The sequence below is a fragment of the Arthrobacter sp. PGP41 genome (assembly GCF_002953935.1).
Taxonomy (GTDB): Bacteria; Actinomycetota; Actinomycetes; order Actinomycetales; family Micrococcaceae; genus Arthrobacter.
In genome coordinates, this window is record NZ_CP026514.1 from 1,492,735 (window position 1) to 1,519,175 (window position 26,441).

A 26,441-nucleotide genomic window follows, 5' to 3' on the forward strand; every position below is an offset into this window, starting at 1 on the left:
CCGCCTAGAGTGCGTGGCATCAATCGAACGTGGGTACGTCAGCTGCAACAAGCCGTCGTACGTTCCAAAATTTTTAGGAGTTGTTCATGGCTGATCCGGCACGTGCTGCCAAGTTGGCGCAGCGGATTAAGGTTGTTGTTGCTGAGGCCCTGGGCCGGAAGGTTAAGGATCCCCGGCTCGAGGGCATCACTGTTACTGATGCCCGGGTGACCAATGATCTGCAGCATGCCACTGTGTATTACACCGTCCTTGGCGACCAGGCTGTCCAGGCTGACGCCGCCAAGGGACTGGAAAAGGCCAAGGGTGTGCTTCGGCAGGAGGTTGGCCGGAACATTACCGTCCGGCTGACTCCCAGCCTCGAATTCGTGGCCGACCAGATTCCCGTGGTTGCCTCCAACCTGGAGGAACTGCTGCGGGAGGCCAAGAAGCGTGACGCCGAGGTGGCCGCGCTTGCCGCCCAGGCAAAGCACGCGGGCGACGCCGACCCCTACAAGAGTGACGCGTCCGCCGATGTGGACATCGACGAGGACGACTTCGACGAAGAGGACCTTGACCTCAGTGACGACGAGGAACTCGACGAAGACGGCCACAAGTAACCCTCGGCGCAGCAGAAGGCCCGGACCCCCATGTGTGGGTCCGGGCCTTCTGCTTCCCAGAAAATCTGTTCCGCCGGCTGGTCTGCTCCACGACTAGTGGAGGTCGGACTCGATGACTTTCCCGGCCGGTGGCCCTGCGGGCGCCCCGCCGGGACCGGGTGGGGGACCGCCCAATACGTTCACCGTGGCGTACAGCGTGCCGCCGCGGATCTCTACGTCTGCCGGAGATTCGACTGCGAGGAACTCGCTACGGTGTGCCTTCGATACGATGAACCTCAGGATCTGGTTGCCGAAAAGCGATGCAACATACACGTCGCCGTTATTCGCCACCGCCAGGCCCGTGGGGCTGAGGATGTAATCGACCCAGAGCTTCGCCTGGCCCGTCCACGGGTTGACCTTGAAGATCGCGCCGCGGTCACCGAGCGAGGGGACCTCCGGGCCGCCGGGCAGGGACGACACGTACAGCCAGCCGTCCGGACCCATCTCCACATCCGTGGGAACCGGTTCGAATGCATACTCGAACCCTGCGCAGCCTGGTGCGCCCAGTGTGGCCGCAGCTTCCGCGGTCAGCACTGCGGGCCGCGGCGGCAGGACTGCCAGCGTGGTGATGTCCCCTGAGCTGATGTTGACCTTGAGGATCGCGTTCGCTCCGGCGTCAGCCACGTACGCCGTGTTGGCCTGGACGTGGGTGGCGTAAGGATTTGAATCCAGGGTGCCTGTGTACTGCGGCGGTGGGGCGTCCGGGATGCCTGCAGCTTCCTTAAGGCACTGGCCGCTTGTGCCGGGAGCGAAGCCATACTGCTGGTCCGCGTCAGGGTTGGTGGTCCGCTCGTATTCAGCGAGGTCCGCTATGGTCTTGGCTTCTCCGCGTGGGCGGATCGATTTCAGGTAGCCTCCCAACGCTGCCGGGTCACCCTGGCCGGCCCCCTTGGCTTCAAGGAAGAAGGCCGTGGCACCACGGGTTTCCACACCGGCCACGCCCCAGCCCTCCGGAGCCTGGTAAACGGTGTCGACGCTCTTATCGCGGTCCACGCGGCTGAGCGTCCCCGCGAAGTCCTGGGTGACGTAGACGGACTTGCTTGTTCCTATGGCCAGGTGCAGGGGCGAAACGAGGCCGTCGGCCAGGACGTCCCGGTCCTGGGCTTCTTCGCGTGCCCAGGACGGAACTGCCGGTGCGATGACGGCTGCAGCCGCCACGCAGGCGATGATGGTCAGCTTTCTCTTCATTGGGTACTCCGGGGTTGGCGCCCAATAGCAGTCCGGGATACGAAGCCTCGCGGGAGGAAATCATTCAGGACCCTTGGCCGCCAGAGTATGCCCCCGGCTGCCGGTTTGTCGCCGCGATTTCCCCCTATTCGGCCCCCTATTTCGTCCCCTAACACCAACCCCTTGGCTAGGATCAAGCTATGACCGAGCCGAACGAGACTGACCAGACCGCGAAGTACCTGGAGCAGGCCGTGGAACTGGCCACCAGGAACGTCGGCGAAGGAGGAGGACCCTTCGGAGCGATTGTTGTGACGGCGGACGGCCGGGTGCACGAAGGCGTCAATCGCGTCACCCGCGACAACGATCCCACCGCCCACGCCGAAGTGGTGGCCATTCGGGCTGCAGCCGCGGCCACTGCCAACTATGACCTCCATGGCGCGGTGCTCTATGCCAGCTGCGAACCCTGCCCGCTCTGCCTGGCTTCCGCGCTTTGGGCCCGGATCGACCGCGTCTATTTCGCTGCAGACCGCCATGGTGCCGCCGCGGCCGGTTTCGACGACGCCGTCTTCTACGACTATTTCGACGGAACCCGGCCGGAACTCTTGCCGGTCATCCAAGGCGACATCCCGTCGTCGGACGCGCCGTTCCAGGCGTGGGGGGCGTTCGAAGACAAAAAGGAGTACTAGGAATGGAAGCTGCACTCACTGCCTGCCCGGCCTGCGGCAAGACCAACCGGGTCCCGGCGCAGGCGGCCGGCCGGCCGCGGTGCGGCAACTGCAAAGCTGACCTGCCGTGGATTGTGGACGCGGGGGACGCGGACTTTGCCGCCGTCGCCGAGCAGTCACCCGTTCCGGTGCTGGTGGACTTCTGGGCAGCCTGGTGCGGCCCCTGCCGCATGGTCAGTCCCGTGCTGGACAAGCTGGCCAGGGAACGGCCGGGGCGGATCAAGCTCGTCAAGGTGGACGTTGACAAGTCGCCGGGCCTGTCCCGGAGGTTCGACGTGCAGGCCATTCCCACCTTGATGGTCCTGGTGGACGGCAAGGTGGCAGCGCGCCAGGCCGGAGCAGCTCACGCCGAGGCTCTGCGGACGTGGCTGGACGGAGCACTGTCCGGAACCCGAAGCTAGCCGGGTGGCCCGGCCCCTTCAGCCACGACGGCCGGGCAGCCGGTTCAGGCCCGCCACGAGGTCATCCTGCTTCCCGCACAGCGCAACCCGGACCCAGCCCTCGCCGATGGAACCGAACGCAGTCCCGGGCGCCAGGGCAACCCCGGAGTCCGAGAGGAAGCGGCGCACCCAGCTGCGGACGTCCCCGCCGCTGGCGTGGGAAACATCGGCCCACAAATAGAAGGCTCCCTGTGCCTTCAGGTAAGGGATTCCCTTGGCATCGAGAACGGCGGATGCCGCGTCCCGGTTTGCCCGGTAGTGCCGGTGCGCGTGCAGGACGTAGTCCTGCGGTCCGGTCAGGGCGGCGAGCGCGGCGTACTGCGACGGTGACGCGACGCAGGAGACGATCGACTCCATTACGTTGTCCATCTCCTGCTTGATGCCGGGCGGGCAAATCAGCGCGCCGATCCGCAGCCCGGTGAGCCCGTACGTCTTGGACAGGGTCAGCGAAGTAAAGACGCGGGAATTTTCCGGCGTATCGCCGTCGAACCTGGCGGGGCTGATGTGCGGCACATCGTAGGTGAACGCCTCGTAGCATTCATCCGAGATGACCCACAGATCATGCCGCCGGGCCAGGTCCATGAGTTCCCGGGTCAGGTCCTCGGCCAGCACGGCGCCGAGCGGATTGGAGGGGGAGTTCAGGACCAGCACCCGGGTCCGGTCGGTGACCAGCGACTCAATATCGCCGGGCCTGGGCTGGAAGCCGTGCTCCAGGTACAACGGATAGCCCACCGGTACAGCGTTCAGCAGGCGGCTGGTCATGGCAAAGGTGGGATAGCCAGGGTTGGGAACCAGGATTTCGTCGCCAGGGGAGAGCAGCAGGCTCATGGCAAAGTGCAGGCCCTGCTGCGCCCCGTCCACCACATACACCCGGTCCGCGGCAATATCGCAGCCCTGCTGCTCCCGGAACCGGGCCGCGAAGGCCTCGCGCAACCCCGGGATGCCCGCGTTGGGCGTGTAGTTGGTCTCGTCCCTGTCCAGGCATGCCATGCCTGCGTCCAGGACATGCCGGGGGAGCGCAAAGCCGGGTTCGCCAATGCTGAGCACCAGGGCGCCGGGAGTCCGCCATGCGGCTTCGGTAATCTCGCGGATCTGGTTGACGGGCACGTCGCGGACATGGGCGGCAAGCTCAGGCATGCCTGCCATCCTAGCGCCGACGCAGGCAGCCGCAGGAGCCGCGGGCAGCTGCAGGGAGTGCGCCGGGGCGTCAACCAGCGCCGATATACTGGGAGGCGTGCTTTCTGGACTGGTGATAGTGGACAAGCCGCAGGGATGGACCAGCCATGATGTGGTTGGCCGGATGCGGCGCCTCGCAGGTACCCGGAAAGTAGGGCATGCCGGAACCCTCGATCCCATGGCCACGGGCGTCCTGGTGGTCGGCATCAACAAGGCCACCCGCCTGCTCACCTACATCGTGGGCACTTCCAAGACCTACACCGCCACCATCCGCCTCGGCCAGTCCACCGTCACGGACGACGCCGAAGGCGAAGTTACTGCCACGGCAGGCACGTCGGAGGTCAGCGAGCAGGCAATCCGAGACGGCGTCGCCGCGCTTACCGGTGACATCCAGCAGGTGCCCAGCAGTGTCAGCGCCATCAAGGTCAACGGTGAACGCGCCTACGCCCGGGTGCGCTCCGGTGAAGACGTGAAGCTTGCCGCCCGCCCCGTCACCATCCACCGCTTCGAGGTGCACGCCATCCGCCGGGATCCGGAAGCGGACGCCGTGGACCTGGACGTCACCGTGGAATGCTCCTCCGGAACCTACATCCGCGCCCTGGCCCGCGACCTGGGCAAGGCGCTGGGGGTGGGCGGGCACCTGACCGCGCTCCGCCGGACCCACGTGGGCCCGTATTCCCTGGAGCAGGCGCGCACCCTTGAGCAGCTCGCCGAGGAGCTCAACGTCCTGGACATGTCGCAGGCTGCCCGGGCGCTGATGCCCAACCGTGAGCTGACCGCGGCGGAAGCCACTGAGATCTCCTTCGGCCGGAGGATCGCTGCCGGTGCCGCCCCCGGCAGTCCCGCCGCTGCCACCGCAGACCACCCGGCCGCGGCCTTCGCACCCGACGGAAGCCTGGTGGCACTGCTTGCCGATGCCGGCAGCTTCGCCAAGCCCGTGCTGGTGTTTGCCCCCGGCGACGGCGGCCCCACCGCCCCTACCCTTGGCCAAGGCTGAACGTGGACGCGTATTTCTACATCATCCTGGTGGTCGGGCTCGTGTCCACGGGTGTGTGCCTGACGGCAGGAATCCTCAAAAAGGCTCCGAACGACGTCACTATCCTGTCCGTGGCGGCAGTGGAGGTTTCCCTCCTGGTCTACCTGGTGGGCTCCATCATCAGGGTCGTCGCCGGCGAACCCATCGCCGGCGAGGCGTGGGAATTCTGGGGGTACCTGGTCACGGCCATGCTCCTGCCGCCGGCTGCCGTCTACTGGGCCATCCTGGAGCGGACCAGATGGAGCAACTTTGTCCTGGCCGCCGTCGGCGTCACCGCGCTCGTGATGGCGGCACGCATGAACCAGATCTGGTACTGAAGTGGAAGAAGCACACAACGTGAAAGACCAGCAGGCAACCAGCGCCGCCGGAGAGCACACCCCGGGCAACAGCCAAGCCGTCATCAACAGCCGCAATACCGGCCCGGGGCGGCTGCTCATCGCCGTGTACGCCGTCTTTGCCATCTCGGCGTCGGCCCGTGCCGGCTACCAGATCCTCACCAAGTTCTCCGAGGCTCCGCTCGCTTACCTGCTGTCCGCGTTCGCGGCCCTCGTGTACGTGGTGGCCACCGTCTCGCTGGCCAAAGCCGGCACCACATGGTTCAAGGTGTCGGTTGCCGCGGTGCTGGTTGAACTGGTGGGTGTTCTGGTAGTGGGCGCGCTGAGCCTCTTCGACCCCGTGCAGTTCCCGCACGAGACGGTCTGGTCGCTGTTCGGCAGGGGCTACGCCTTTATTCCGTTGCTGCTGCCAATCCTGGGCCTGGTATGGCTCTACCGGCGGCGGCCGTCACGGAGCACCTGACGACGGCGCCGGCCGGCAGGCGGCACCCGCCCGGCTTGGCAAAGGTGGTCCGGTGAATGCAGGTAATCTTAGAGAGTTCCGCGGCCGGTACCGGCCCGAACGTTGATACTTGCAAGCGGTTAAGGCGAGGGTGATGGTCTACATCTGGAACGATCCGTCCGAGGTCCCGGCGGACTTCGGCCCATCTGTTGTCACCATCGGAAACTTTGACGGAGTGCACCGGGGACACCAGCAGGTGCTGTCTGAACTGGTCCGCACGGCTCGGATCACAAGGTCCAAAGCTGTTGTGGTCACCTTCGATCCACACCCGGCACTGGTCCACCGTCCCGAGTCCGCGCCCGAGTTGATCATGGGCCTGCAGGACAAGCTCGAGGCGCTGGGGGAGCTGGGCCTGGACGCCATCCTGGTCATGAAGTATTCGCTGGACCTGGCCAGCCTCACCCCTGAGGAATTCGTGGAGCAGTACCTGGTGGACTGCCTGCACGCCGGCCATGTGGTGATCGGCCACGATGTCCGCTTCGGACGCGGCAACTCAGGGGACCTGGACACCATGAAGGCCCTCGGCCGGAAGTTCGGGTTTGAGGTGCATGTGATCAGCGAGTTCGGCTCTGAGGGCTACCCCCTGCATGACGACGACGGCACGGACCGCCGCTGCTCCTCCACCTGGGTGCGGGAAGCCCTGCAGGAAGGCGACGTTGCCACGGCGTCCGCTGTTCTGGGACGTCCGCACCGGATGCGCGGCGAGGTTGTCCACGGCGCCGCACGCGGCCGCGCCCTTGGCTTTCCCACCGCCAACCTTGCCAGCAACGCCAGCGGCCTGATCCCTGCCGACGGCATCTACGCCGGCTGGCTGGTGGACCAGGCCGGAACCCGGTGGCCGGCAGCCATTTCCGTGGGGTCGAACCCCACGTTCGACGGCGTCAGCCGCCAGGTGGAGGCCCACGTGATCGACCGTCCCAAGGAGGACGTGGAGGACTTCGATCTCTACGGCCAGACAGTAGTCGTGGAATTTGTTGCCCGACTCCGGGGCATGGTGGCTTACCGTGGGCCGGAGGCACTCGTGGAGCAGATGCGCCTGGACGTGATCCAGGCACACGGGCTGCTTGCCAGGCGCTAGGCCGTCACCAACGAAAGGCAGTACCCGTGTCCGTCGAGAAGAACACCCGGAAGCTGGACAAGGGGATCGTCCGCGACTTCAGCTCACGGATGAGCTACGCGTCCTACCTGCAGCTGCCAACCCTCCTGAGTGCGCAGAAGCCGGTCAGCGAGCCCGAACACCACGATGAACTTCTCTTCATCATCCAGCACCAGACCACGGAACTTTGGCTGAAGCTGGTGCTCCATGAACTGCGCAGCGCCGCGGCCTGGCTCCGGGCAGACGACCTGGGATCGGCGCTCAAAGGCATTGCCCGGGTGAAGCACATCCAGAAGACCCTCACCGAGCAGTGGTCCGTCCTGGCCACCCTGACCCCCACCGAGTACTCCCAGTTCCGTGGCTTCCTTGGCAATTCCTCCGGCTTCCAGTCGAGCCAGTACCGTGCAGTGGAGTTCGTGCTGGGCAACAAGAACCGCAAGATGCTCCCGGTGTTCGAGTCGGACCCGGAGGCGCACGCCATGCTGGAGGAACTGCTGGCCGCTCCCAGCATCTACGACGAATTCCTTGCCTACCTCGCCCGGCAGGGTTTTGACGTGCCGGCGTCGGTCCTGCAACGGGACGTCACCAAAGCGCATGAGTACACCCCGGAACTGGTGCCGCTGTTCAAACACATCTACGAGAACGCGGCTGGCAACTGGGGGGCTTACGAGGCCTGCGAGGAGCTGGTGGACCTGGAGGACAACTTCCAGCTGTGGCGCTTCCGGCACCTGCGGACCGTCCAAAGGACCATCGGCATGAAAACCGGGACCGGCGGATCCAGCGGTGCCGCGTTCCTCCAGAAGGCCCTCGAACTGACCTTCTTCCCGGAACTTTTCGCAGTCAGGACGGAGATCGGACAATGAGCATCCACCAGGGGAATGCAGCTGCGCCGGCTGCCGAGCAGCTGCAGCAGCGGGCCGCCGAACTCGACCGCGAGGATCCGCTGGGACACTACCGCGAGCACTTCATCGGCACCGATACGGCCGTGTCCTACCTGGATGGAAACTCGCTGGGCCGGCCGCTGAAGCGGACTGCCGAGGACATCGCAGACTTCATCCGCGAAGACTGGGGAGGGCGGCTGATCCGGGGCTGGGACGAACGATGGCTGGGCCTGCCGCAGTCCATCGGCGACCAGCTGGGCCGCGCCGTCCTTGGCGCCGCGCCGGGCCAGACCATCATCGCGGATTCCACCACCGTAGTGCTGTACAAGCTGATCCGTGCCGCCCTCGCGGCGGTTACCGATCCGGACCGCAACGAGCTGGTCCTCGACACCGAAAACTTTCCCACGGACCGGTACCTCGTCGAAGGCATCGCGCTGGAGGAGGGACTTACCCTGCGCTGGATCCAGGCGGATCCGGCCGCCGGGGTGACCGTCGAACAGGTGCGCGAGGCAACGGGGCCGCGCACCGCCGTCGTACTCCTGAGCCAGGTCGCCTACCGCTCGGGCCACCTGGCGGACCTTCCCGCCATCACCTCCGCCGTGCACGACGCCGGAGCGCTGGTCGTGTGGGACCTGTGCCACTCCGCGGGGTCAGTGGAGATCGCACTGGACAGTGCCGGCGCCGACTTCGCCGCCGGCTGCACCTACAAGTACCTCAACGGCGGACCGGGCTCGCCCGCTTTCGCCTACGTGAACCAGCGCCACCTGGCGTCGCTCAACCAGCCGATCTGGGGCTGGATGGGGCGCAAGGACGCGTTCGAAATGGCTGCCGGCTATGAGCCGGCAGCCGGAATCCGCGGGTTCCTGAGCGGAACGCCGGCGATTTTCGGGATGCTGGCCATGCAGGGCACCCTGGATGTCATTGAAGAAGCGTCCATGGCCGCCATCCGGGCCAAGTCGGAGAAGCTCACGGCCTTCGCCGTCGAGGTTTTTGATGCCTGGCTCGCGCCGCTGGGCGCTGAACTTGCCTCACCGCGGAATCCGGCAGAGCGCGGCAGCCACATCACCATAGACCATCCCGATTTCGCCAAGGCCACCGTGCAGGCGCTGTGGGACAGGGACGTGATCCCGGACTTCCGCGCCCCGCGCGGTATCCGCGTGGGCCTGTCGCCGCTGAGCACCAGCTTCCAGGAGATCCTGCAGGGCATGGAGGCGATGCGGGACTGCCTGCAGGGATAATGGGGCTGTTTCGACAACATTAGGCAGTGGCCGGTAAACTGGACGATGGATCCGGCTGCAGTCCGTGGCGGCTGGTTCCTGTTGTGTACGGCCCGCTCCGGTTTTCCGGAATCGGCCGCAGCGGCAGACCCGGCAGTGAGTTACTGACCTGGGCCCTCACGGCACATCCCTAGGAGTTATTGTGGCACTTGACGCCGCTGTAAAGCAGTCCATCATCAAGGAATACGCAACCGGCGAAGGCGACACCGGTTCGCCGGAGGTCCAGGTTGCAGTCCTGACCCAGCGGATCAAGGATCTGACTGAGCACATGAAGGAGCACAAGCACGACTACCACACCCAGCGCGGTCTGCTGGCCATGGTTGGTCGTCGCAAGCGCATGCTGAGCTACCTCAAGAAGACTGACATCGCCCGCTACCGTTCGCTCATCGAGCGCCTCGGCCTGCGCCGCTAGTCGGACTTAGGGGCGGCCCATTCCAGCATGGAACGGGCCGCCTTCTTCAAAAGAAAAACTAAACAGGAGGATCAACCGCATCACGCATTCGCGGTCCTCGGTAGTGATCCCCGGGAACGGCTTCGTTGACTGAAGCCGGCGGCCCGTGGGTCTCGATCGATGACCGGGTGCAGGGCCAGTAGACAGATGCTGGCTGGGTTGATGCGGCTGGACTTCCGTAAAACAGAAACGGAGGTGACTCTCTTGGAGGGTCCCGAAATCCAGTTCTCGGAAGCAGTCATTGACAATGGCCGTTTCGGCAAGCGCGTAATCCGCTTCGAAACCGGCCGCCTTGCCAAGCAGGCAGCCGGCGCAGCCATGGTGTACATCGACGATGACACCGCACTGCTGTCCGCCACCACTGCAGGCAAGCACCCGCGTGAAGGCTTTGACTTCTTCCCGCTGACGGTCGACGTCGAAGAGCGCATGTACGCTGCCGGCCGCATTCCGGGCTCGTTCTTCCGCCGTGAAGGACGCCCGTCCACCGAAGCCATCCTGGCCTGCCGCCTGATGGACCGCCCGCTGCGTCCCGCCTTCATCAAGGGCCTGCGCAACGAGGTCCAGATCGTGGTCACCGTCCTGGCGATCAACCCGGACGAGCTCTACGACGTGGTGGCCATCAACGCCTCCTCCATGTCCACCCAGCTGTCCGGCCTGCCGTTCTCCGGCCCCATCGGCGGCGTCCGCGTTGCCCTGGTTGCTGACGAAAACGGTTCACAGTGGGTTGCTTTCCCCAAGCACTCCCAGCTGGAGCACTCCGTCTTCAACATGGTGGTTGCCGGCCGTACTGTGTCCGGTCCGGACGGGGACGACGTCGCCATCATGATGGTGGAAGCCGAAGCCACCGACAACTCCTGGAACCTCATCAAGGAACAGGGCGCCACCGCCCCCACCGAAGAGGTTGTCTCCGAGGGCCTCGAGGCCGCGAAGCCGTTCATCAAGGCACTCTGCGAAGCCCAGGCCGACCTCGCTGCCCGCGCTGCCAAGCCGACCGTTGAATTCCCGGTCTTCCTCGACTACGAGGACGATGTTTACGCCGCCGTCGAGGCCGCTGCCGCTGAGAAGCTCGCCGCCGTCTTCCAGATCGCGGACAAGCAGGAGCGCGACAACGCCTCGGACGCCCTGAAGGACGAGGTCACCGCCTCCCTGGCCAGCCAGTTCGAAGGCCGCGAAAAGGAGCTGTCCGCAGCATTCCGCTCGGTCACCAAGCACGTTGTGCGCCAGCGCATCCTGAAGGACCAGATCCGCATTGACGGACGTGGCCTCACGGACATCCGCCAGCTCACCGCCGAGGTCGAGGTCCTGCCGCGCGTTCACGGTTCGGCCATCTTCGAACGCGGTGAAACCCAGATCATGGGCGTCACCACGCTGAACATGCTGAAGATGGAACAGCAGATCGACTCGCTGTCTCCGGTAAAGACCAAGCGCTACATGCACAACTACAACTTCCCGCCGTACTCCACCGGCGAGACCGGCCGCGTCGGTTCCCCGAAGCGCCGCGAAATCGGCCACGGTGCCCTGGCCGAGCGCGCGCTCATGCCGGTCCTGCCGTCCCGCGAGGAGTTCCCGTACGCCATCCGCCAGGTATCCGAGGCCCTCAGCTCCAACGGCTCGACGTCGATGGGTTCCGTTTGCGCCTCCACCCTCTCGATGCTGAACGCAGGTGTGCCCCTGAAGGCCGCCGTCGCCGGCATCGCCATGGGCCTGGTCTCCGACCAGGTGGACGGCCAGACCCGCTACGCTGCGCTGACCGACATCCTTGGTGCCGAAGATGCCTTCGGCGACATGGACTTCAAGGTTGCCGGTACCTCCGAGTTCGTCACCGCCATCCAGCTTGACACCAAGCTCGACGGCATCCCCGCTTCCGTGCTGGCAGCAGCCCTGAAGCAGGCCCGCGAGGCACGCCTGCACATCCTCGAGGTCATCAACTCGGCCATCGACACCCCGGACGAGCTCTCCGAGTTCGCACCGCGCGTCATCGCCGTGAAGATCCCCGTGGACAAGATCGGCGAGGTCATCGGCCCCAAGGGCAAGATGATCAACCAGATCCAGGAAGACACCGGCGCCGACATCTCCATCGAGGACGACGGCACGGTCTACATCGGCGCCACCAACGGCCCGTCTGCGGAAGCAGCGCGTTCCGCCATCAACGCCATCGCCAACCCGCAGGTCCCGGAAATCGGCGAGCGCTACCTGGGTACGGTCGTCAAGACCACCACCTTCGGTGCCTTCGTTTCGCTGACACCGGGCAAGGACGGCCTCCTGCACATCTCCGAGCTGCGCAAGATCGCAGGCGGCAAGCGCGTGGACAACGTCGAAGACGTTGTCTCGGTGGGCCAGAAGGTCCAGGTGGAAATCACCAAGATCGATGACCGCGGAAAGCTGTCCCTGTCTCCTGTAGTGGCTGATGAGGAAGGCGCGGGGGAGAACGAGCGCGTAGACGCCACGGAGCCCGCTGAAGGCGCAGAGGTCTAGCACACCGCACAGCGGGCTCGCCCGCAGCATGAAGAGGCGGGGCCGGTGGATGATCCACCGGCCCCGCCGCTGTTACGATGGCAGCCAGATCCCGGCTGCCCCTCTTGAAAGGCCTCAATGACTGTTGTACCCCTGCCGCTTGAGCAGAACCACCGCGGCGATACCCTGGTCCACGGGGCCGACGGCGGCTCCGAAGTGCGGCGTTCGGTGCTGCCCGGCGGAGTGCGGGTACTTACGGAGGCGATGCCCGGGCAGAGGTCGGCCACCATCGGATTTTGGGTGGGGGTCGGTTCCCGCGATGAGGCCCCGGGCCAGCACGGCTCAACGCACTTCCTCGAGCACCTCCTGTTCAAGGGAACCAAGCGCCGGACTGCGCTGGAGATCGCCTCTGCCTTTGACGAGGTGGGCGGCGAGTCGAATGCCGCCACGGCGAAGGAAAGCACGTGTTACTTCGCGCGGGTCCTGGACACCGACCTGCCGATGGCCATCGATGTCATTGCCGACATGATCACAGGCGCCGTCATCGATCCTGCCGAGATGGAGCAGGAACGCGACGTCATCCTTGAGGAAATCGCCATGGACAGCGACGACCCAACGGACGTCGCCCACGAACACTTTGTCTCAGCCGTCCTGGGCAGCCATCCCCTGGGCCGCCCCATCGGCGGCACGCCGGACGCCATCAAGGCGGTAGCCCGCGATTCCGTGTGGGAGCACTACCAGCGCTATTACCGGCCGGACGAACTGGTGATTACAGCCGCCGGCGGCCTGGAGCACGACGTCGTCTGCGGCCTTGTGGTGGACGCACTTGAGTCTGCCGGCTGGTCGCTTGAGTCCGATGCGGCGCCGGTGGAACGCCGGTCCACCGAACGTGCCCTCATCACCGGGACCGCAGGGCTCCACGTCGTCAAGCGCGCCGTGGAGCAAGCGAACATCATCATGGGTTGCCCCACCATCGTGGCCACGGACGAAAGGCGCTACGTCATGAGCGTCCTCAACGCAGTGCTGGGCGGGGGCATGTCCTCACGCCTGTTCCAGGAGATCCGCGAGAAGCGCGGCCTGGTGTATTCCACATACTCCTTCGCGTCCTCCTACGCGGATGCCGGCTACTTTGGCATGTACGCCGGGTGCACGCCGTCCAAGGTACGGCAGGTGCTTGACCTGCTCGCTGTTGAGCTGGACAAGCTGGCTGAGCACGGCATCTCCGAGGACGAACTCCGCAAGGCTGTAGGCCAGCTGGGCGGCGGGATCGTGCTGGCGCTGGAGGATACCGGGTCGCGGATGTCCCGGCTGGGCCGGGCCGAGCTTGTGTCCGGCGAGTACCAGGACATTGACGAAACCCTGCGCCAGATCAAGGCTGTCACCACCGAACAGGTCCAGGAATTGGCGGCCGAACTCGCTGCCGCTCCCAGGACTGTGACCGTCGTCGGACCATTCGAGGAGTCGGAAACGTTCGGACTCTGACGCCGCGGAACGGCAGGACATAGCTCGCAAACGGCAGGACTTGGCTCTGGAGGTGAGGGGACAGTGGAACGGAACCCTCCCGGCCGCGCGCCGCAAGCTCTGGCCGGCTTCCTGGGCCACTGGCGGGGGAGTACCCGGTTCGCCGCCGGTCCGTGGGGGCCCGAACGGACCGTCGACGCCGAGGTGACCTACACCCCGGTGGCCGGCGGATCTGCCGTCGTCCAGAGCTACCGCCACCTGGAGGCGGACGGGACGCATTCCGAAGGGCACGGGATCTTCACTGTCGACCCGGATCACCAGGACGTTTTTTGGTACTACGTGGATAACGCGGGCCCCGCGACCGCCGCTGCCGTCCGCTGCACATGGCATGACGGCGCCCTTAGGGTGGAACGCCGGGGCGGTGCCGGGTGGACCCGCCATACGTTGCGCGTCGACGGCGATGTACTCACCCACATCACGGAGCTACGAACCCGAGGCGGCAGGACTACAAGTACGACAAGGGACGGGTCCGGCGCGGACGACGGGACCGGCCCGGCCTACGTTCCCTTCATGACGTCGTCGTTCCAGCGGAGCTGACGCGGTCAGATGAAGCAGATCACAATGACGGCTGATCCAGATGGCAGCAGATTCAGTCAGATTCCAAGCGACGTCAGCAGTGCACCAAGCCCCACCCTTTGAGAGGGTCCCCGGGCAGTTTCGGGGGCATGGCGTAGAAGTCGGCCCATAAACTGTCGTCAGCCGGAACATCGGCCGGATCCACGAAGTTGTCACCCGCCGGCTCTTCAAGGGGAGGTTCCGCCGCCTGGAATTCCGGGGGTTCAGCGGCAAGGAGTCCAGGCGGCCAGTGGGGTGGTTCCCAGTCCTGGTGTTCGGCTTTGTAGTGCCTGCCCGTTGGTGAGGTCCAGCCGGGTGGTTCGGTTTCGGTGGCAGGGGTGGGTGTCCAGCGGCTGTTGTGTTTGAGGCGGTGGTGTTTGGGGCAGAGTTGGGCCAGGTTGCTGATGCCGGTGGTTCCGCCGAGCTGCCAGGCGGTGAGGTGGTCGGATTCGTTGTCGAGTGAATGGTTGTTGCAGCCGGGGAAGGTGCATTTTCCGTCGCGGAGGCGGAGTGCTTGTTTCATGGCTTTGGTGAGGCGGTAGCTGGTGCGGCCGATTTCAAGGGGTGCGCCGTCCCGCGGGTCCACCAGGACGCGGTGGAACGAGTTTGCGCCGTCGGCGACGAGTTTGCGGGCCATGGAGGCCGGGATGGGCCCGTAGCCGTCCAGGTTTGCGGGCTCGTCCGTGACGCCGAGGAGTGAGAACACCGGGACTGTGACGAGGACGTCCGCCTTGGGCACCGGGACGCTGGCAAGATCGGCGCACGCGCTGTTGACGTCAGTGGCAGCGGCGGCAGAGGCATCCCCGACAGTTGGTCCCGCGGCATCCGTGCCGATGGGTGCGGCATCTGTTTGGTCATTGACGGACAGGGAAGCCAGCCCGACAGGGGCGTCGGTGCCCTCTACAGTGCTGCGTTCTGCCGTCCCGGTTCTATCTGGGGTGCTTTCCTGTGCGTGGCTAGGGGCTGGTCCTGCGCTGAGGAGCAGGTGGGCGGCGACGTCGGGCCGCAGTTGCGACATGGTGCGGGCTTCTTCGGGGCCCTGGAAGCCGCGGGCGAGGGCGGTGGTGCGGTTCCAGATGGCGTTTGCGGTGTCGGCTGGCAGGTAGAGCGAGAGCCACGCCATGCCGTCGCGGTCCGGGGTGCATTCCATCCGCCGGTCCGCGGCACATTTGCTGTGGCGTTTCGCCAAAGTCTCGGGGTGGTGGCGTTCACGCCAGCCGCGGACCTTGGCACGGAACCGGTTAGGCACGAGTTCACCTGCGGCGGCTCCGCGGGCGGGCTTAGGTGCGTCTGGGTCGAGGAAGTGTGCAACGAGGGCGGCGGTGCCAGTAGTGCCGAGTGCATCGGTTTCGTCGACGAGTATTTTGGCGTGCTGCCAGGAGATGGTCCCTGCCGCCAGGGCGTCCATAGCCAAGGGCAGGGTGGCGAGCTGTCGGGCCTGGGCAACGAGGGCCCCGGCGGCGGGGGAGCTGAGGGTCAGGACCCCGGCGATTTCCTCAACGGCGGACATCTCGGCGTAAGTCCGTTCGTGTAGGGGCGCGTCCGGCGGGGTCATGGCGTGCTGGATTCCGACGGCCTCGGCCGCGTCCCCCGCCTTCACAGCGGCGATCTGCGCTTCGAGTTGCTTCGCCACGGCCATCCGCTCCAGGCAGAGTTCATAGCGGCGCTGCAGCACGTCAACCCCGGCACCCGCACCACCGCCGGCTTCCAGGGCGGAATCTTCGAGAAACAGCGCGTTCAGGCGGGAGGTGGAGGCCTGAATGCCCTCCATCGCTAATGCCGTGCCCGCGCCGTTTCCCATTTCAGCATCATCCATTGAGGCACTGACATTCTGTCCGGGCCCAAGTCTGGGAGCGGCCGGCGGGCGGACTTGCGCAGCTTGGACGGCAGGAAATAACGCCGTCGCGCTGATCACCTCACCTGTCGTGTCCATGTGGATATCATCCATCGAGGCACCGACATTTTGAGGCGTGTGGCTGCGGGTGCAAGTGAAGGACTGACTGAAGCGTCCGGCCGGGCTGGACACCGCAAGCGTTCCCTGATCACCTAGGCCACTAAATCCAGTAGGACTCGATCATCTAGCCTCCGGCGAACGGCGGCAGCACATCCACTACGTCGTCGGCCTTCAACACAACCGAATGATCGCGCACGGCGATTTCGTTCAGGAGGAAGCTGCTCCGGGACAGGATGCGGGGCAGCGGGGGAGTGCCGGTGGGCGGTTCAGGGCGCTCGACAGCCAGGACAGCTTCCAAAAGATCCGTAACAGTGGAGCCTGCCGCCAAATCGAAGCGCTCTTCTTCGACGCCCGAGGCAGCGCGTGCGGCAGCGAAGTAACGTACGTTCACAAGTTTCAGCCCCCGATGGCGCTCATGCTGCGGTCCGGCTGGACGAAGTCCGGAGCGTCGAGTCCCACGTGGTCCATTCCGTGGGCTTTGGGCTTGAGCCACATGGCGTCCTGCCAGCGCTCGGCGAGTTCGCAGTCGCTGGCTCCCGAACGCAGGAGCCCCAGCAAGTCAATCTCTTCCCGGGAGAACAGGCAGCTCATGATCTTGCCCTCGGCCGTGATCCGGGTCCGGCGGCAGTCCGAACAGAAAGGTTCGGTCACGGAGGCGATGATCCCCACCGTGCCCAGGACCGGGCCGGACAAATCGTCGGAAACAGACCCGGCCTCCCGGCGTCGTACTTCAAAGCGTTCCGCCGGGGCGCCGTCACGGGCGCGGGGATCGGGGCTGAGGACAAAGTCGGACGAGAGCAGCCCACGGATCTCGGCGGCCGTGATCATGTTCCGCCGCGTCCAGCCATGGTCGGCGTCGAGCGGCATCTGCTCGATGAACCGCAGCTCGTAGCCGCGCTCCAGCGCCCATGCCAGCAATGACGGCGCCTCGGCATCGTTGATGCCGCGCATCAGGACGGCGTTGAGCTTAACCGGGCCAAGACCTGCCGCCCATGCGGCATCCACCCCGGCCAGCACCTGGTCCAGGAACGGCCGCCGGGTCAGCTGGGTGAAGGTTTCCTCGTGCAGCGAATCAAGGGAAACGTTGATCCGGGTCAGGCCGGCCGCCTTCAATGCCGCGGCTTTCTTCGCCAGCCCCACACCGTTGGTGGTCATCGAAATGGGCAGCCCGGGATGGTTCCGGCGGAGTGAGGCAATGATCTCCACAAGGTCGTGCCGCACCAGCGGTTCGCCACCGGTAAGGCGCAGTTCGCGCACACCCAGCTGGTCCACGCCGATCCGCACGATCCGCACGATCTCCTCCGCGGACATTACTGCCTGCTTTGCGAGCCATTCCAAACCTTCGGCGGGCATGCAGTACGTGCAGCGGAGATTGCATTTGTCCGTCAGGGACAGCCTCATGTCCGTGGCCCGGCGGCCGTACCGGTCTACGAGCCCGGCAGCGGCGCCGGCGGGGCGGGCCGCCGGGACGGACGGCAGTGCTGAGCCCGCTTCCTCCCGTGGCTGCGGCATGCCTAGCTGGACACTCATGAATTCAGGCTACGCCACGATGGGCTCTGCATCACACACGGGACGGTGCGGACAGGGCAAACAGAATGTGCAGCCAGCATCGGCGCAGCGGGTATCCGGCGAATCTAAGCTGGAGATGTGGACAGTTCCCAGCCAGGACAGGCAACGCACGACGGCGGGACGCGGCTTCCGGAGCGCCCGGCGCCTTTCCTGCCGCACAGGCACGGGCACGGGCTTGGGGGTGGGCAAGGGCACGGGCAGAGGCAAGTTCAAGGGCATGGGCAAGCGCTACGGCGCCGCGCGTGGCTGGCCGCCGCAGCAGGTGCGGTTGCGGCGGGCAGCGCGCTAGTCCTTGGGGAGCTTTTGGCGGGCGTGTTCAGTCCGGCGCTGTCACCGGTGACCGCTGTGGGCGGTGCCGTCATCGATGCCGTTCCTCCCGCTGTCAAGGACTGGGCTGTTGCGCTGTTCGGGACGGCGGACAAAGTTGCCCTCCTGGTGGGCATGGCGCTGGTCATTGCCGGATTCGCCGGGCTGGCAGGAGTCGTGGAGGACCGGCGGCGCTACGCCGGCGCCGCCGTGGTTGGCGTCTTTGGCCTGGCTGGCCTCGCGGCCGTCCTGACCCGTGCCCAGGCGAATGCCAACGCAATGAGCCTGGCGGTGTTCACCGCCCTCGTGGCGGTCATCCTGCTTAGGCTCCTGGTCCGCATGCTTCAGGAGTGGGGGAGCCAGGCAGCGACCCCCGACCCCACAGCAACCCCTGCCCCGGCCCGCCGCCGCTTCCTCCAGGCCTTGGCGAGTGGAGCCGCATTTACGGCAGTCGGCGGCGTGCTCGCGGCAGCCTGGCGCGGGGCCGCTGCCGTCGTCAGCGAGGCCAGGGGCCGTGTGGCCCTGCCGGCTCCCGCGTCAGCGGCTCCAGCCATACCGGCAACCGCCGAGGCCGGAGTCGAGGGCATCACCCCGCTGGTCACCCCGAACGCCGACTTCTACCGCATCGACACCGCACTCACCGTTCCCGCAATCGATCCCGACACCTGGGTCCTGAAAGTCACGGGAATGGTGGACAGGGAGGTTGAACTGTCCTTCGCCGATCTCCTGGCCAAACCCCTGGTTGAGCGCCATGTCACCCTCGCCTGCGTGTCCAACAACGTGGGCGGCGACCTTATCGGCAACGCGCGCTGGCTCGGCTGGCCGGTCCGCGAGCTCCTGGCACTGGCAGGCCCCCGGCCCGGCGCGGACATGGTCCTCTCAAGGAGCGCCGACGGCTGGACGGCGGGAACGCCCCTTGAGGTGCTCAGCGACGGCAGGGATGCGCTGCTCGCCATTGGAATGAACGGCGAGCCGCTGCCCCTTGAGCACGGCTTTCCCGTGCGGCTGGTGGTGCCCGGACTCTACGGCTACGTCTCCGCCACCAAATGGGTCACCCAGCTCAAGGTCACGAGGTTCGCGGATGACGTCGCCTACTGGACACCCCGAGGCTGGTCCGAACGGGGTCCCATCAAGACCTCCTCGAGGATCGATGTGCCGCGTGGTGGCCGCCCCGTGAAGGCGGGAAAGGTGCTGTTCGGAGGCGTGGCCTGGGCGCAGCATACCGGCATCGGGAAGGTGGAGCTGAGGGTGAACCGGGGCGCGTGGCAGCAGGCCGAACTGGCGGAGGGCATCTCCCTGGACACCTGGTACCAATGGAAGCTGGGACTCGACCTGACGGAAGGGCAATACGAAATCCAGGTCAGGGCCACGGACCTTTCCGGCCGGATCCAGGACGAGCAGAGCCGCCCTGCCGCCCCCGACGGCGCCACCGGGCTCCACACCATTAGAGTGGACGTGAAACCCTGAAGGCTGACACTGAAGGCGGAACCATGACTAGCCCGCAACCGCATGGAACGCCTGTGGACCAGGCACCGCACCGTGCCCGGCACCACGCACGGTCCGTGGCTGACCATGCGGCCGCTGTCGAGGATCTGTTGCGGCCCTTGCGGTCACCCGAGCGGACGGAAAGCCTGCCGCTGCGCGGGGCCCTGGGCCGGGGCCTGGTCGGCGACATCCCGGCTCCCATCAGCTTGCCGCCCTTCCCCAACTCGCAGATGGACGGCTACGCCGTCCGCTCCGCTGACCTGCCCGACGGCGGGGGAGAGCTGCGCGTCATGCCTCCCGTCCCCGCCGGTGCCAGTCCGGACGGACTCAGGCCCGGCATGGCCGCACCGATCATGACGGGAGCCATGCTCCCGGACGGAGCCGACGCCGTCGTCCCCATCGAGCGGGCCGTTCCGGACCGATTCCTGCCCCCGGCCGCACAGGCAACGGAACAGGCAACCGTGCGGCTGCCCCCGGCAGCGCCCGGAACGTTTGTGCGCGCAGCAGGCAGCGACGTCCTTGCCGGGGAGACGGCCCTGGCAGCCGGTACTTTCCTGGGCCCGGCCCAGCTGGGACTGCTGGCGGCGCTGGGCATCCCGGACGTGGCGGTCTACAAAGCTGTGACCGTCCTGCTGGTGACCACCGGCGACGAGGTGGTGGAGCCCGGCCAGGAGCTCCCCGCCGGCAAGATCTACGACTCCAACGGCACCCTGCTGGAAGCGGCCATGACGCAGGCGGGACTGGTGGTCCGGCGGGCAGGCATTGCCGCGGACAACCCGGACGCGCTGCGGGCGCTGCTGCGGGCCGAAGGCAGCGCGGCGGACCTGATCGTCACCACCGGAGGGGTCAGCAAGGGCGCCTACGAGGTGGTCCGGCAGGCCATGGAGGACCAGCCGGTGGAATTCCTGCACGTGGCCATGCAGCCGGGGGGCCCGCAGGGGATCGGCAGCTTCGACGGGCGTCCCTTCCTGGGCTTCCCCGGCAACCCTGTCAGCTGCCTGGTGTCGTTCGAGATGTTCCTCCGCCCGGTGCTTGCCGGTTTGCTGGGAACGCCCGCACCGCGCCTGCCCCTCCGCGCCCGCCTCGCCCACCCGCTCACGTCTCCCGAACACAAGCACCAGGTCCGCCGGGGAACGTTGCGGTCCGACGGGACGGTGGAGCTGCAGGGCGGGGAAAGCTCACACCTGATGCACGCGCTCGCGGGTTCCAACGTGCTGGTTCACGTCCCCGCAGGAGTGGCCGCGCTCGCGGCCGGTGCGGAGGTGGAAGTATGGATGCTGTGAATGCAGAACAAACCCCGGCCGCGCTGACGCACCTGCGCCAGGACGGCAGCGCCCAGATGGTGGACGTATCCGCCAAAGCCGAAACCACCCGCGAGGCCACCGCCACCGCAACGGTCCACACCACCTCCGAGGTGATGGACCTGCTCGGCTCGGGCGGACTGCCCAAGGGGGACGCCCTGGCCGTTGCACGGGTTGCCGGAATCATGGCGGCCAAGAAGACCCCCGAACTGATACCGCTGTGCCATCCGCTTCCGCTGTCCAAGGTCACCGTGGACTTCGAGCTTGGCGCCGCGACGGTTTCGATCCTCGCCACCGTGAAGACCCGCGGCGTCACCGGCGTGGAAATGGAGGCCCTCACAGCGGTGTCCGTTGCGGCGCTGAGCGTCTACGACATGATCAAGGCCGTGGACAAGCACGCTGTCCTGACCGACATCAAGGTGCTGGCCAAGAGCGGCGGCAAAAGCGGGGACTGGACACTGTGACCAATCCAAGCACCATCAATGCCTCCGAGCCGCACCGGCACGGCGACGTGCAGGGCCGGAAGGCCGGCGTCGTGATCGCCTCCACCCGCGCTGCGGCCGGCATCTACGATGACGAAACCGGCCCCGTGATCACGGACTGGCTGACAGAACACGGCTTCGACGTGTTCCCGGCCATGGTGGTCCCCGACGGCGAGCCCGTGGGCGCAGCCATCCGCGCCCTCCTCACCCAGCACCCCGCCGTCGTCATCACCAGCGGCGGGACGGGCCTCAGCCCGGACGACCGCACCCCGGACGTCACCCTGCCGCTGCTGGACCGAGAGATCCCCGGCATCATGGAAGCAGTGCGCCGCGCCGGAGCCGCGAAGACCCCGCTGGCGGCCCTGAGCCGCGGCTATGCCGGCGCGGCCGGCAGCACCTTCATCATCAACCTGCCCGGATCACCCAAGGGGGTCATGGACGGACTGACCGTCCTGGACCCCGTGATCGGGCACCTGTGCGACCAGCTGGAAGGCGGACATGGGCACTGAAGCAGTTTTCGAGGTAGTCAACGCCGTCCTCAGCGCGGAGCCAATCTCCGTCGACCAGGCCATCGCGGCAGTGGAGAGCGACACCGCGGGGGCGGTGGTCAGCTTCAGCGGCGTGGTGCGGAACCACGACGGCGGCAAGCCGGTTGAGCGGCTCAGCTACAGCGCGCATCCCACGGCACACCAGGTGATGGCCGACGTCGTCGCGCAGCTGGTCGCCGAACAGGCGGCGGGCCTGGAAAGTGGCGGAACCAGGCAGCCGGTCCGCATCTGGGCGGCGCACAGGATCGGCATGCTGGAGATCGGCGATCCCGCGCTGGTGTGCGCGGTGTCTGCGTCCCACCGGGGCCAGGCCTTCGCTGTGTGCTCGGAGCTGGTGGACCGGATCAAGGAACAGGTGCCCATCTGGAAGGAACAGTTCTTTACTGACGGCACGGTGGAGTGGGTCGGCGCCGGCAGCTGAGGTCTCCGCTGGTGCCGGCCAGCACCATGCTTCCTGCGAGGTAACGCACACTCCCCGGTTCCTGCTCGGCGCGGGCCCGCCGGTAGGCTTAACGGCATGACCGAACAACTCCCTGCTCCCATGCCCGTTGCCGTGCTGGGCGCGAACGGGCGCATGGGCGCCGAAGCCGTAAAAGCCATCGAAGCCGCACCGGACATGAAGCTGGTGGCGGCCCTGGGACGCGGCGATTCGCTGGACCAGGTCACGGCTGCCGGCGCCCGGTACGTGGTGGACCTGACGGTTCCGGAAAGCACGGAAGCGAACGTCCGCTTCGCCGTCGAACACGGGATCCACGCTGTTGTGGGAACCACCGGCTGGGACGCGGGCAGGCTGTCCGCGCTGGAAAGCCTGCTGGCAGGACATCCGGACACAGGTGTCCTGATCGCCCCGAACTTCGCCCTCGGATCGGTGCTGGCCTCCGCCTTCGCCGCCAAGGCCGCCAAGTACTTCGAATCGGTCGAGATCATCGAGCTCCACCACCCGGACAAGGTGGACGCGCCCTCGGGCACGGCGGTCCGCACCGCCCAGCTCATCGCTGCCGAACGCGCTGCGGCGCAGGTGCCGCCCAGCCCGGACGCCACCACCAGCGAGCTGGCCGGAGCGCGGGGCTGCGACGTTGACGGCGTAAGGGTCCACAGCGTGCGCCTCCGGGGACTCGTGGCGCACCAGGAAGTCCTGCTGGGCGGCCCCGGCGAGCAGCTGACGCTGCGCCACGACTCCTTCGACCGCGCCTCCTTCATGCCCGGTGTCCTGTTGGGCGTCCGCAACGTGGCAACACACCCCGGACTGACCGTAGGCCTGGACGGCTACCTGGACCTGGGGCTCTAGGCCATGGACGGACTGCTGGCCGGCTTCCGGAAGAACCGCACCAAGATCTGGGTGGGAGCGGTGACCCTGCTGCTGGTCTTCTACCTGGTGGTGTCCTTCCAGCGCTCCATCCTCCTGCTGACGGACAGCAACCTCGCGGCGCAGGCTATCGGTGCGGCGTACCTGGTGCTGCCCGCCATCGGTGCATGGGCCCTCATCCGGGAGCTGATGTTCGGCGCCCGCACGGAGCAGATGGCCAAGGTCCTGGAGGCGGAGGGCGGACTCCCGGTGGATGAGCTGCCCCGCACGCCGGCCGGCCGGATCGTCCGGACAGCCGCGGATGCCGAGTTCGAGAAGTACCGTTCCGAGGCCGAGGCGGCTCCGGATGACTGGCGCTCCTGGTTCCGCCTGAGCTGCGCGTATGACGCCGCCGGCGACCGGAAACGCGCCCGCGCTTCCATGCGGGACGCAATCAAGCTCTTCCGCGGAAACGTTCCCGCCTAGGAGCCCTCTCCGGCCCGGCGCCAGCTGCTGAGTACAGCTAGCGAACGGACGGCCTAAGCTCGCCCCGGCCCGCCCGGTTCGCGGCGTGTGCCAGCCACTCCAAGGGCCCGCGCCACTTCCGCAGCACGAACACCATGCCAACGATTACTGCACTGGCGGCGTGGGCAAAATACATCCCGTCCTCCGTCCAGCCGGCGGGCAGCGGCTTGAGGTAGAAGCCGGAGACCACCCAGACGTGGACTGTGTAGAGGCTCAGGGTCATCGCTCCGGCGCCTCGCAGCGGCAGCAGCAGGTCCACGTCCACCCACTCGGCAAGCCGGCCCAGCAGCAGGCACGCGCCGATGACCGCCACAGCCACGCCCGAGGTGTGCAGCAGGTCCAGGGTGGTGGCCGAGTGCGGTGCCGCGGAAGCCAGCCACCACCAGGACCCCTCCTGGGCGATGCCCGTCAAGTTCACCTGCAGGACGCTCTCCAGCGGATAACCCGGGGAATTCAGCAGTTCCTCCAGTGCGGCCCGGCCGCCCCAGCTCTCCATCGCCGTAACACCCAGGGTCCTGGCCAGGACTGCGACGATAGAGCCGCCAACCAGCAGCACCACCGGCACCATCGCCCTGCCCAGCACCAGCCGGCCCACGATGAGCCCGACGAGCAGGTATGAAAGCCACTGGAACACGGGGTAGTACCCGGTGAAGAACAGGTCCGCCAGCAGGCTCGCGGGTGTTGACAGGTCTTCCCACGAGGGGTTGTGGCCCAGCTGCATCGGCGGTTCGGCAGCGAGGAGCCAGGGGCGCAGGAGATAGGCCAGCACCGGTGACCCCATGATCCAGCCGCCGGCCCAGGCGCACAGCTGCTTCAGCCCCATCCCCAGGAACGGCAGGACACACAGGAACAGCACCGCGTAGTGGACCAGGATGATGGCCAGGTTGACTTCCAGCCCGCCCAGGGAAAGTCCGACGGCGGCGATCACCAGGGCGCGCAGGGCAACGCCGCGGCGGGCGGCGGACAGGTCCGGGGCCTGCAGGGGCTTGTGCTTTCCGGTGGACAAGGCCAGGCCCACTCCCGCAAGTACCGCAAACAGTGCTGCAGCCCGGCCCGAGAAGGTAAGGCCGATCCAGGTGGGGGTCAGGTCCGCGTTCGATTCGAACGTGGGAAGCAGGTGGGTGGCCATCATGCCCAGCAAGGCGAGGCCGCGGGCAGCGTCGATGCCGTGGAGCCTGGCCGTAACCGGCCGCCCGGCGGTCTTGCGGGACGTTCTTGCCGGGGTACGGGACGTCATGACCAGATCGTCTCACACCTGCCTGTGCCGGAGCTGTCGGGAAACTTCTTGTATTCGAATATATGTTCGAATAAAATGGGCTGCATGCACACTCCATCATCCGGAATTCCCGCCCATGAGTCCGGCAATGCAGGGCTCATGAAGGCTATGAGTCCCGGGGTCGTCGACTTCCTCTTCCGCCAGTTGGTGGCGGGCCGGCCGCCCGAGGACGTCGAGTGGGAGCAGGAAGGCATCAGCCTTGCAGCCCAGCCTGAGGGACCCGAGCTCGCCCGCCGTCTCGCGGAATCGGATATAGACGCCTTGACCCCGCTGGAGCTGTTCCACTATGTCCGGGCTGCCCAGAGGCTGGCCTCATGGGCGGAGGAACTGCGGCAGGCCGCCGTCGGACGGTATTGCGGCCCGCCGGCCGGGGCGCCCCGCTCCTCTGGCCGGCACGCTCCCTGACCGGCTCGAATGCCGCGAGGGGGAAGGGGTTCCGGGCAAGGCGAAAGGGGTCGGCGCCGAGGTGCAGGCCCGCCTGTTTGACGTGCATCACGTTCCCGGCATTGTCCTAACCAGCCGCTGACAGGGTAACGTTTTTTCCATGGCTGACAATTCCGCGCATCTCCCTGCCCTTGGTACTCTTCTGACCGCCATGGTCACACCGTTCACCAAGGACGGCGCAGTGGATTACGAGCAGGCCGCTGAACTGGCCGGCAAGCTGGTGGACGACGGCTGCGATGGCCTGGTAGTCACCGGAACCACGGGCGAAACATCCACCCTCACGGACGAGGAAAACCTCGGCATGTTCCGCGCCGTCAAGGACGCTGTCGGCGGCCGGGCTGCCATCATTGCCGGCACCGGCACCAACGACACCGCCCACTCGGTGCACCTTTCCAAGCAGGCGGCAGCCCTCGGCGTCGACGGCCTCCTCCTGGTGACGCCGTACTACAACAAGCCCAGCCAGGCAGGGGTCCGCGCGCACTTCGAAACGGTCGCCTCCGCCGTCGACGTGCCCGTCATGCTCTACGACATCCCCGGCCGCTCCTCCATCGCCATTGAGCCCGACACTATGATCCGGCTGGCGCAGCACCCGAACATCGTGGCAGTCAAGGACGCCAAGGCCGACTTCGTCGCCGCCACGCGCGTCATGGCCGAGACGGACCTCCTCTTCTACTCGGGCGACGACGGACTGACCCTTCCGTGGATGGCCCTTGGAGCCGTCGGCCTGGTGGGCGTCACCACCCACGTGGCCACGCGCCGCTTCCGCGAGCTCATCGACGCCGTCAACGCGAACGACCTCGGCACTGCCCGGAAGATCAACTTTGAACTCCAGCCTGTTGTCCGGGCCACCATGACGCGGGTCCAGGGGGCCGTCGCGGCCAAGCAGATTCTTAAATGGCAGGGAGTCCTGCCCAACTCGATTGTCCGTTTGCCCCTCGTGGAGCCGGACGAAGCCGAGATCGAAACCATCCGCGGGGATTTGGCGGAAGCGGGGCTGGTCTTTTCCTGAGGAGTA

General features: G+C 66.6%; 28 protein-coding genes. 22 read left to right on the forward strand and 6 right to left on the reverse strand.

The window, feature by feature from the left end; all coding sequences use genetic code 11:
* Window positions 1-86: 86 nt before the first annotated feature.
* Window positions 87-596 carry a 30S ribosome-binding factor RbfA gene (gene rbfA / locus C3B78_RS06750; RefSeq protein WP_104997389.1) on the forward strand — a complete coding sequence of 170 codons (510 nt, stop codon included), beginning with the start codon at window positions 87-89 and terminating at the stop codon, window positions 594-596.
* A 93-nt stretch (window positions 597-689) separates the two neighbouring features.
* Here the strand turns inward: rbfA and C3B78_RS06755 are convergent, their stop codons facing one another.
* A complete protein-coding gene (locus C3B78_RS06755; protein WP_104997390.1) occupies window positions 690-1,823 on the reverse strand; it encodes a ScyD/ScyE family protein in 1,134 nt (377 codons plus the stop codon).
* Between the two features lie 179 nt (window positions 1,824-2,002).
* On the opposite strand from C3B78_RS06755, the gene C3B78_RS06760 reads away from it, so the two are divergent.
* Window positions 2,003-2,488 carry a nucleoside deaminase gene (locus C3B78_RS06760; RefSeq protein WP_104997391.1) on the forward strand — a complete coding sequence of 162 codons (486 nt, stop codon included), beginning with the start codon at window positions 2,003-2,005 and terminating at the stop codon, window positions 2,486-2,488.
* Window positions 2,489-2,490: 2 nt separating this feature from the next.
* Complete coding sequence (trxA, locus tag C3B78_RS06765) at window positions 2,491-2,928, forward strand: thioredoxin (RefSeq protein ID WP_104997392.1); 438 nt, start codon at window positions 2,491-2,493, stop codon at window positions 2,926-2,928.
* An 18-nt stretch (window positions 2,929-2,946) separates the two neighbouring features.
* On the opposite strand, the gene C3B78_RS06770 is transcribed toward trxA, so the two are convergent.
* A complete protein-coding gene (locus C3B78_RS06770; RefSeq protein WP_199775351.1) occupies window positions 2,947-4,104 on the reverse strand; it encodes a pyridoxal phosphate-dependent aminotransferase in 1,158 nt (385 codons plus the stop codon).
* A gap of 97 nt (window positions 4,105-4,201) precedes the next feature.
* Here C3B78_RS06770 and truB point away from each other — a divergent pair, with 97 nt between their 5' ends.
* The 10 genes from truB (at window position 4,202) to C3B78_RS06820 (ending at window position 14,233) form a co-directional block, all read left to right on the forward strand.
* On the forward strand, window positions 4,202-5,140 hold the full coding sequence (truB, locus tag C3B78_RS06775; protein WP_104999675.1) for a tRNA pseudouridine(55) synthase TruB: 939 nt from the start codon (window positions 4,202-4,204) through the stop codon (window positions 5,138-5,140).
* A 2-nt stretch (window positions 5,141-5,142) separates the two neighbouring features.
* On the forward strand, window positions 5,143-5,496 hold the full coding sequence (locus C3B78_RS06780; RefSeq protein WP_104997394.1) for a hypothetical protein: 354 nt from the start codon (window positions 5,143-5,145) through the stop codon (window positions 5,494-5,496).
* A gap of 19 nt (window positions 5,497-5,515) precedes the next feature.
* A complete protein-coding gene (locus C3B78_RS06785; RefSeq protein WP_442778260.1) occupies window positions 5,516-5,977 on the forward strand; it encodes a hypothetical protein in 462 nt (153 codons plus the stop codon).
* A 133-nt stretch (window positions 5,978-6,110) separates the two neighbouring features.
* Window positions 6,111-7,094, forward strand: a complete 984-nt coding sequence (locus C3B78_RS06790) for a bifunctional riboflavin kinase/FAD synthetase (RefSeq protein ID WP_104997395.1) — start codon at window positions 6,111-6,113, stop codon at window positions 7,092-7,094.
* A 26-nt stretch (window positions 7,095-7,120) separates the two neighbouring features.
* Window positions 7,121-7,975 (forward strand): tryptophan 2,3-dioxygenase, encoded by an 855-nt coding sequence (gene kynA, locus C3B78_RS06795; protein WP_104997396.1) that lies wholly within the window; start codon window positions 7,121-7,123, stop codon window positions 7,973-7,975.
* Window positions 7,972-9,231: a kynureninase gene (gene kynU, locus C3B78_RS06800; RefSeq protein ID WP_104997397.1), complete on the forward strand. Its 1,260-nt coding sequence runs from the start codon at window positions 7,972-7,974 to the stop codon at window positions 9,229-9,231. Before kynA ends, kynU begins: the two co-directional genes overlap by 4 nt.
* A gap of 181 nt (window positions 9,232-9,412) precedes the next feature.
* Window positions 9,413-9,682 carry a 30S ribosomal protein S15 gene (rpsO, locus tag C3B78_RS06805; protein WP_013600532.1) on the forward strand — a complete coding sequence of 90 codons (270 nt, stop codon included), beginning with the start codon at window positions 9,413-9,415 and terminating at the stop codon, window positions 9,680-9,682.
* A 243-nt stretch (window positions 9,683-9,925) separates the two neighbouring features.
* Window positions 9,926-12,196 (forward strand): polyribonucleotide nucleotidyltransferase, encoded by a 2,271-nt coding sequence (locus tag C3B78_RS06810; RefSeq protein ID WP_104999677.1) that lies wholly within the window; start codon window positions 9,926-9,928, stop codon window positions 12,194-12,196.
* A 117-nt stretch (window positions 12,197-12,313) separates the two neighbouring features.
* A complete protein-coding gene (locus tag C3B78_RS06815; RefSeq protein ID WP_104997398.1) occupies window positions 12,314-13,657 on the forward strand; it encodes a M16 family metallopeptidase in 1,344 nt (447 codons plus the stop codon).
* A gap of 63 nt (window positions 13,658-13,720) precedes the next feature.
* On the forward strand, window positions 13,721-14,233 hold the full coding sequence (locus tag C3B78_RS06820; RefSeq protein WP_104997399.1) for a DUF1579 family protein: 513 nt from the start codon (window positions 13,721-13,723) through the stop codon (window positions 14,231-14,233).
* Between the two features lie 73 nt (window positions 14,234-14,306).
* Here the strand turns inward: C3B78_RS06820 and C3B78_RS06825 are convergent, their stop codons facing one another.
* The 3 genes from C3B78_RS06825 to moaA all read right to left on the reverse strand — a co-directional run bounded on the left by C3B78_RS06825 (window position 14,307) and on the right by moaA (window position 17,735).
* Complete coding sequence (locus C3B78_RS06825) at window positions 14,307-16,067, reverse strand: HNH endonuclease signature motif containing protein (RefSeq protein ID WP_234005544.1); 1,761 nt, start codon at window positions 16,065-16,067, stop codon at window positions 14,307-14,309.
* A 262-nt stretch (window positions 16,068-16,329) separates the two neighbouring features.
* Complete coding sequence (locus C3B78_RS06830) at window positions 16,330-16,596, reverse strand: MoaD/ThiS family protein (RefSeq protein ID WP_104997400.1); 267 nt, start codon at window positions 16,594-16,596, stop codon at window positions 16,330-16,332.
* Between the two features lie 5 nt (window positions 16,597-16,601).
* Window positions 16,602-17,735 (reverse strand): GTP 3',8-cyclase MoaA, encoded by a 1,134-nt coding sequence (moaA, locus tag C3B78_RS06835; RefSeq protein ID WP_199775352.1) that lies wholly within the window; start codon window positions 17,733-17,735, stop codon window positions 16,602-16,604.
* Between the two features lie 285 nt (window positions 17,736-18,020).
* Here moaA and C3B78_RS06840 point away from each other — a divergent pair, with 285 nt between their 5' ends.
* The 7 genes from C3B78_RS06840 (at window position 18,021) to C3B78_RS06870 (ending at window position 23,667) form a co-directional block, all read left to right on the forward strand.
* Window positions 18,021-19,547 (forward strand): molybdopterin-dependent oxidoreductase, encoded by a 1,527-nt coding sequence (locus tag C3B78_RS06840; protein ID WP_199775399.1) that lies wholly within the window; start codon window positions 18,021-18,023, stop codon window positions 19,545-19,547.
* Between the two features lie 23 nt (window positions 19,548-19,570).
* The gene (locus C3B78_RS06845; RefSeq protein WP_104997402.1) at window positions 19,571-20,848 is read left to right on the forward strand and encodes a molybdopterin molybdotransferase MoeA; all 1,278 of its coding nucleotides are present in this window, start codon (window positions 19,571-19,573) and stop codon (window positions 20,846-20,848) included.
* A complete protein-coding gene (moaC, locus tag C3B78_RS06850; RefSeq protein ID WP_104997403.1) occupies window positions 20,836-21,330 on the forward strand; it encodes a cyclic pyranopterin monophosphate synthase MoaC in 495 nt (164 codons plus the stop codon). Before C3B78_RS06845 ends, moaC begins: the two co-directional genes overlap by 13 nt.
* Window positions 21,327-21,857, forward strand: coding sequence for a MogA/MoaB family molybdenum cofactor biosynthesis protein (locus tag C3B78_RS06855; protein ID WP_104997404.1), 531 nt, complete (start codon window positions 21,327-21,329; stop codon window positions 21,855-21,857). Before moaC ends, C3B78_RS06855 begins: the two co-directional genes overlap by 4 nt.
* Window positions 21,847-22,317: a molybdenum cofactor biosynthesis protein MoaE gene (locus C3B78_RS06860; protein ID WP_104997405.1), complete on the forward strand. Its 471-nt coding sequence runs from the start codon at window positions 21,847-21,849 to the stop codon at window positions 22,315-22,317. The genes C3B78_RS06855 and C3B78_RS06860 overlap by 11 nt, the downstream gene beginning before the upstream one ends.
* A gap of 96 nt (window positions 22,318-22,413) precedes the next feature.
* Window positions 22,414-23,184 (forward strand): 4-hydroxy-tetrahydrodipicolinate reductase, encoded by a 771-nt coding sequence (dapB, locus tag C3B78_RS06865; protein WP_104997406.1) that lies wholly within the window; start codon window positions 22,414-22,416, stop codon window positions 23,182-23,184.
* A 3-nt stretch (window positions 23,185-23,187) separates the two neighbouring features.
* Window positions 23,188-23,667 (forward strand): hypothetical protein, encoded by a 480-nt coding sequence (locus C3B78_RS06870; RefSeq protein ID WP_104997407.1) that lies wholly within the window; start codon window positions 23,188-23,190, stop codon window positions 23,665-23,667.
* A 37-nt stretch (window positions 23,668-23,704) separates the two neighbouring features.
* Here the strand turns inward: C3B78_RS06870 and C3B78_RS06875 are convergent, their stop codons facing one another.
* A complete protein-coding gene (locus C3B78_RS06875) occupies window positions 23,705-24,943 on the reverse strand; it encodes a heparan-alpha-glucosaminide N-acetyltransferase domain-containing protein (protein ID WP_104997408.1) in 1,239 nt (412 codons plus the stop codon).
* Window positions 24,944-25,027: 84 nt separating this feature from the next.
* Between C3B78_RS06875 and C3B78_RS06880 the strand changes: the two genes are divergently transcribed.
* Window positions 25,028-25,387: a hypothetical protein gene (locus tag C3B78_RS06880; RefSeq protein WP_396136693.1), complete on the forward strand. Its 360-nt coding sequence runs from the start codon at window positions 25,028-25,030 to the stop codon at window positions 25,385-25,387.
* Window positions 25,388-25,526: 139 nt separating this feature from the next.
* Window positions 25,527-26,435: a 4-hydroxy-tetrahydrodipicolinate synthase gene (dapA, locus tag C3B78_RS06885; RefSeq protein ID WP_104997409.1), complete on the forward strand. Its 909-nt coding sequence runs from the start codon at window positions 25,527-25,529 to the stop codon at window positions 26,433-26,435.
* Window positions 26,436-26,441: the final 6 nt, after the last annotated feature.

Coding starts and splice junctions, on each gene's coding strand:
- rbfA (WP_104997389.1), top strand. CDS start 87: ATGGCTGATCCGGCACGTGCTGCCAAGTTGGCGCAGCGGATTAAGGTT.
- C3B78_RS06755 (WP_104997390.1), bottom strand. CDS start 1,823: ATGAAGAGAAAGCTGACCATCATCGCCTGCGTGGCGGCTGCAGCCGTC.
- C3B78_RS06760 (WP_104997391.1), top strand. CDS start 2,003: ATGACCGAGCCGAACGAGACTGACCAGACCGCGAAGTACCTGGAGCAG.
- trxA (WP_104997392.1), top strand. CDS start 2,491: ATGGAAGCTGCACTCACTGCCTGCCCGGCCTGCGGCAAGACCAACCGG.
- C3B78_RS06770 (WP_199775351.1), bottom strand. CDS start 4,104: ATGCCTGAGCTTGCCGCCCATGTCCGCGACGTGCCCGTCAACCAGATC.
- C3B78_RS06790 (WP_104997395.1), top strand. CDS start 6,111: ATGGTCTACATCTGGAACGATCCGTCCGAGGTCCCGGCGGACTTCGGC.
- kynU (WP_104997397.1), top strand. CDS start 7,972: ATGAGCATCCACCAGGGGAATGCAGCTGCGCCGGCTGCCGAGCAGCTG.
- C3B78_RS06815 (WP_104997398.1), top strand. CDS start 12,314: ATGACTGTTGTACCCCTGCCGCTTGAGCAGAACCACCGCGGCGATACC.
- C3B78_RS06825 (WP_234005544.1), bottom strand. CDS start 16,067: ATGGATGATGCTGAAATGGGAAACGGCGCGGGCACGGCATTAGCGATG.
- moaA (WP_199775352.1), bottom strand. CDS start 17,735: ATGAGTGTCCAGCTAGGCATGCCGCAGCCACGGGAGGAAGCGGGCTCA.
- C3B78_RS06845 (WP_104997402.1), top strand. CDS start 19,571: ATGACTAGCCCGCAACCGCATGGAACGCCTGTGGACCAGGCACCGCAC.
- moaC (WP_104997403.1), top strand. CDS start 20,836: ATGGATGCTGTGAATGCAGAACAAACCCCGGCCGCGCTGACGCACCTG.
- C3B78_RS06860 (WP_104997405.1), top strand. CDS start 21,847: ATGGGCACTGAAGCAGTTTTCGAGGTAGTCAACGCCGTCCTCAGCGCG.
- dapB (WP_104997406.1), top strand. CDS start 22,414: ATGACCGAACAACTCCCTGCTCCCATGCCCGTTGCCGTGCTGGGCGCG.
- C3B78_RS06870 (WP_104997407.1), top strand. CDS start 23,188: ATGGACGGACTGCTGGCCGGCTTCCGGAAGAACCGCACCAAGATCTGG.
- C3B78_RS06875 (WP_104997408.1), bottom strand. CDS start 24,943: ATGACGTCCCGTACCCCGGCAAGAACGTCCCGCAAGACCGCCGGGCGG.
- C3B78_RS06880 (WP_396136693.1), top strand. CDS start 25,028: ATGCACACTCCATCATCCGGAATTCCCGCCCATGAGTCCGGCAATGCA.
- dapA (WP_104997409.1), top strand. CDS start 25,527: ATGGCTGACAATTCCGCGCATCTCCCTGCCCTTGGTACTCTTCTGACC.